Source organism: Persicitalea sp. (assembly GCF_041751555.1).
Classification (GTDB): Bacteria; Bacteroidota; Bacteroidia; order Cytophagales; family Spirosomataceae; genus Persicitalea.
The window spans coordinates 1-5,095 of record NZ_JBGSXF010000190.1; the positions used below are offsets into that span (position 1 = coordinate 1).

General features: G+C 51.6%; 4 protein-coding genes and 1 pseudogene. 3 read left to right on the top strand and 2 right to left on the bottom strand.

Annotated elements, in window-relative coordinates; all coding sequences use genetic code 11:
• Positions 1–250, bottom strand: a pseudogene (locus ACEW8P_RS06675) (serine dehydratase); the annotation flags it as partial.
• Positions 251–699: 449 nt separating this feature from the next.
• Between ACEW8P_RS06675 and ACEW8P_RS06680 the strand changes: the two are divergent.
• Positions 700–2,901: an alpha-amylase family protein gene (locus ACEW8P_RS06680; RefSeq protein WP_373512319.1), complete on the top strand. Its 2,202-nt coding sequence runs from the start codon at positions 700–702 to the stop codon at positions 2,899–2,901.
• A gap of 149 nt (positions 2,902–3,050) precedes the next feature.
• On the opposite strand, the gene ACEW8P_RS06685 is transcribed toward ACEW8P_RS06680, so the two are convergent.
• On the bottom strand, positions 3,051–4,052 hold the full coding sequence (locus ACEW8P_RS06685; protein WP_373512320.1) for a ScyD/ScyE family protein: 1,002 nt from the start codon (positions 4,050–4,052) through the stop codon (positions 3,051–3,053).
• Between the two features lie 403 nt (positions 4,053–4,455).
• On the opposite strand from ACEW8P_RS06685, the gene ACEW8P_RS06690 reads away from it, so the two are divergent.
• Both ACEW8P_RS06690 and ACEW8P_RS06695 read left to right on the top strand, forming a co-directional pair.
• Entirely contained in the window at positions 4,456–4,821 is a 366-nt protein-coding gene (locus ACEW8P_RS06690) for a PIG-L deacetylase family protein (RefSeq protein ID WP_373512321.1), read from the top strand.
• Between the two features lie 25 nt (positions 4,822–4,846).
• Positions 4,847–5,095, top strand: a 249-nt coding sequence (locus tag ACEW8P_RS06695; RefSeq protein WP_373512322.1) for a PIG-L deacetylase family protein, incomplete at its 3' end; no start/stop codon positions are given.

The following is a 5,095-nucleotide window of genomic DNA, read 5'->3' on the forward strand; positions in this document are numbered from 1 at the left end:
GCTTTATTTGGTCATCGGCCATGTCCAGGCCCAACAACCCACCTTCGATACCGATGGTAGTACCCTGTTCCCGGTAATTAGGCGCCCAGGCCCCGTCTTTATCAAAATCAATAATGGCGGCAGTGAGTGGCTCATTGAGAATGTCCAGGCAAATTCTGGCCGCTCGCCACGAAGCGGCAGTATGAGAACTTGACGGCCCACGCATGATCGGGCCTATGACGTCATTAAAAATCCCAGGTCTGTTATTCATAATCTGCTTGATTTCAATGATTAATATTAACGCATTTGAAACGCAATAAAAATTGAATGCTCAATAAAATTTTAGAGGAGGCTCCTGAATCTGCTAATAATTTTACCGAGGCAGTGAGTTTTTTGAGACACTCAAGCCGGAGACTTAGGTAATTCCTGCTCATCCAAACCGTTCCTGTGGCAGTCTTTCATTAGTTTGATTTTATGGCCAAAGGCGTAATCAAATTGAGTAACGATCCACTACGATTATGAGGCAACATTACTTCAAAGTGCAGCAGTACCGTAAAACAGATGATTTTATCCCCCATCTTTTGTATTTCAGCGTACTGCCAGGTACATTTTATATTTTCAGAAAACATACACTACACGGTATAACCAGAGCCCCCTTTTCTTTTACTTTCCCTAAGATGCTACGGCAGGCTCGGCCTTATAAAATTTATCTCTCAGAGAATGGAAAGAAGAAAATTTGTTCGGAACGTCGGTTTACTCGGCTCTGCTCTGGTAGTGACCCCGCCAACTACCTGGTCTAATTCTCTTTGCAGTAACGATAGTACTTATACGCCCCCGGCTGAGGTGCCCTTGGCTGAGGTGTGGCTCGATGGGCCAATGCGCTGGGCGCAACTGGCCTTTGTAGAGCGCGATCCCGGTCACTACGATCCCGATTTCTGGCTTAACTACTTTAAACAGATTCACGCAGATGGTGCCCTTCTGAGTGCGGGTGGGGTCGTGGCTTTCTACCCGACCGAAATACCGCTGCACCACCGGAGTCAGTTTATGGGCGATGCCGATACACTTGGCTATCTTGTGGAAGGATGCAAAAAACTAGGGATGAAAATAATGCTGCGTACTGATCCGCACGCTACGCGGCAGGACACCCTGGCAGCGCATCCCGATTGGATAGCCGTGACCGCCGATGGTCAGCAAAGGCGGCACTGGGCCAATCCTGACCTGTGGGTGACCTGCGCCCTAGGACCCTATAATTTCGAGTTCATGCCACAGGTAAACAAAGAGATTATTCAGCGCTTCGCGCCGGAAGGTATTTTCTCCAATCGATGGGCAGGCCATGGCATCTGCTATTGCGAGCATTGCCAGCGCAATTTCAAAAATTATTCGGGCCTGGCTCTCCCCACCAAAGAAGAAAGGCTTGACCCTACCTATCGCCAATGGGCCGAATGGAAAACGAAACGGCTCCGGGAATTGTGGCTGCTCTGGGATGCCGGGATTCGGGAGGTACGACCCACCTCGCGTTTCATTCCAAACGGTTTTCCTGATAAAGTACTGACGGGCCAGGAGTCGGATCTTTTCTTTGCCGACCAGCAAGCTCGCTCTGGCCTGATTCCACCCTGGACCAACGGCAAAGGCGCCAAGGAACTACGCGCCACATTGGGCAATAAACCGCTGATCGGAATTTTCAGCGTTGGTCTGGAGGAGGAGTTTCGCTGGAAAGATTCCGTGCAGAGCGACGCCGAAATCCGCATCTGGGTGGCCGAAGGTACCGCTAACGGCATGCGTCCCTGTTTCGTAAAGTTCGGCGGGGATATCTACGACAAACGGTGGATGGATTCGGTTGCCAAGCTGTACGATGCCTATTACAAAAATGAAAAGTACCTGCGCAACACGGTATCTCTGGCGCGGGTGGGCGTCGTCTATTCAGAACAAACCGAACGTAAGTACGGCGGACAACCCTGGCAGCAGCACAGCGGCGACCATTTGAATGGCATGTACCATGCCCTGGTAGAGAGCCGCATCCCTTTCGATATGGTCAACGACCGTCTGCTTTCGGCCGATGATCTCGGACGATTCAAGCTATTGATTCTTCCCAACATTGCGGCTCTCTCCGATTCGCAATGCATGCAGATCCAATCATTTGTGCAGCGAGGGGGTAGTGTGGTGGCTACTTTCGAAACCTCACTGTACGATGAGGAAGCCCGCCCTCGCTCCGACTTTGGTCTGGCAAGCCTGTTTGGCGTCTCTTATCAGAACAAAGTAGCCGGTCCGCAGCGCAACAGCTACCTGCAGCTGCACCATCAGCCCCAAAATGCCGTGCATACTCAGCTCTTGGCGGGTCTGGAGGATACCCCGCGCATCGTAAATGCCATCTACAAAGTCGAGGTACAACCGACTACTGCTTTCGCCAGTCCGGTGACGCTAATACCTACCTATCCCGACCTCCCCATGGAAGATGTGTACCCCAGAGTGCAGGAAACCGACATCCGGGAAGTGTACTTGCGCCAGGTCGGGAAAGGACGGGTGGCGTACATTCCCGGCGATCTTGACCGTACCTTCTGGAAAATGCTTAACGTAGATCACCGGGTTTTGTTGAATAATATTATTGATTGGGCGCTGGATGAACCTCCCGTCACGACCATCATCGGGCCTGGGGTAATTGATAGTACCGTATGGCAGCAGGAAAAATCCATGACGGTGCACCTGGTCAACTTAACAAATCCAATGATGATGAAAGGCCCCTTCCGCGAGCTTATTCCCATCGACACTCAGGTAACGGTTCAGGTACCGGCGGAAAAAAAAGTTTCGCGCGTGAAACTCCTCATGCGCGGAACAGAGCCTGCCTTTGTGAGGCGAAATGGGAAAATCACCGTAGAAGTCCGCGGACTACTTGATCACGAAATTGTCGCGCTGGATTTGGGCTAATGATTTGTGCAGGTTCTTATTTTATGTATTGACATACGGCCTATTAGGGTGTTTATAGCATGATTGAGGCAATACAAGCCATAAAAAAGAGAGCCTCCTTGTAGGGAGGCTCTCTGGGAGAAGTTTGCTAATAGGGAAGTTGATAACGGTTAGTACGTGACTTTCATTACCGTCCCGGTAAGGCCGCTCACGTAATACGTGTGCGCATCTACTTGTACAAGATCAGTGGGAAGGTTGAGGTTATCCACTGCCACGGAACTGCCATTGCTGGCCACCCGGCGAATCTGTCCGGTATTGGGGGCAAAACCCTGAGCGCCGAATACCCCGTGCTGTACGACGAGGGCACCGGGATCAGTAGTCAGATTGATATCGACCAGGCTGGTGAACCCACCTTGATATACGGAGACAGCTCCGGCCTGATCCATTTGATATATAAGGGCCGAACCTGTGGGAAATGGAAAGCCCAGCAGCGTACTAACCAGAAATTTCTGCCCGTCAAAAACTATGCCGGTCGGGACGCTTTCAACAAACGACGGTCCCACCGGGGTAGGGTTTTTAATGCCGGGAATAATTGCAAACACGCTCCATGCTCCAACTTTGGTACGACGGATAATGGCATTGGCTCCGGCATCGGTGATGTATAGGTCGCCATTGGGCCCCAAAGTCATGTTGTACAGGTGCGTGTCTTCGGTATCCTGCGCGAATTTGTAATCAAGGATAAACTGCTTCATATCTTCTACGGGCAGGTCTTTGGCCAGTAAGGGGGCATCACCGGGCTTAAAGGAAGCTACGTTGGCTTTGTATAAACGGCTGTTGGCTCCCAGGATGTACAATACGCCGTCAGCGAAAAGGATGTGATTCAGTCCGTTCAATTCGCCCTGCAGGATAATTTCCGAATCGAAACCCGTAATGACGGGGTGCGCTTTGCCGTCGGGGGTAAGCATTGTAATCTTGCCGTCGTTTTTTCCGGAGCCGGCTTCAGCTACCCAAACATTGCCGGCTACATCTTTTTCGAGTCCGATAGGACCAGCCAACCCCGAAGCAAAGGGGGTAACTTGGATTGTTTCTACCGCCGGAATGCGGTGATCTTCGCAACTTGTCAGTAGAAGTGCAGCCAAAAGGCTACCTAAAAAAGGGGATTTGTAATTCATAACATGAGAGTTAAAAGTGAATAGAGGGACATGACATTCTTGTAGGTTGGTGTGAGTCCTGGATTTGGAAAGAGTACGTTCAGACTCAGCCGACTACCAAATTCCCAATTACAGGGTACGGATTTAATTGGGGAAACAAAACTAGGCAGAAAAAACGACAGTCTGTAAACCGTTTGCTCAATTCCTGTTGTCCTGCCACTATCTCTCTTGGAAGCAGTTTTTTGGTTCGCTGTCTCTAATTTGGGCGATGGTTAGAAGTACTAATCAAGCAAAACGCATAGATTAAGCTCGGTGTTAAATGGAAGACTACCACGAAGGATGGTAAAATAGTGCTTCCCTTGCTCTTTATGGTTAGAAGTACTTTAAACCGATTTTCCTTCCACTCGCAAAACCGCTGCCACCCATGGACACACTTTCCCGAATAATGCTTGTCGCCTTTGTTACCCTGGTCAGTCTCCGGCCCGTCCTGGCGCAAGGTACTTCTGACCCCGTACGGATCATTGTGGTTGGCGCCCACCCGGACGAATGCGACATCAAGGGCGGCGGCACGGCGGCGCTGCTGGCCTCGATGAACCACGCGGTTGAGTTCGTAGCCGTCCCCAACGGAGATGCCGGCCACCAAACCATGAAAGGAAAGGAACTGGCCCGATGCCGGCTGGCGGAGGCACAGGAGGCAGGCAAAAGGTTCGGCGTGGCGTACGATGTACTCGACAACCACGACGGCCAGCTACTACCAGACCTGAGCACTCGTCTGCAGATCGTCCGATAAAATCGGGGAGTGGAACGCCGATGTCGTGATTGCCCCCCGCCCAAACGACTATCACCCCGACCACCGCTACACGAGGGTACTTGTGCAGGACGCTGCCTGCCTCGTGGCGGTGCCTAACGTAGCCCCTGAGACGCCCCGGCTCGAAAAGATTCCGGTTTTCCCGTACTTTCAAGACCATTTCCAGCGGCCCAACCCCTTCCGGCCCGATGTGGCGATCGACATCAGCGCGGTGTACACCCAGAAAGCACACGCCCTCGGGGCGCACGAGTCACAG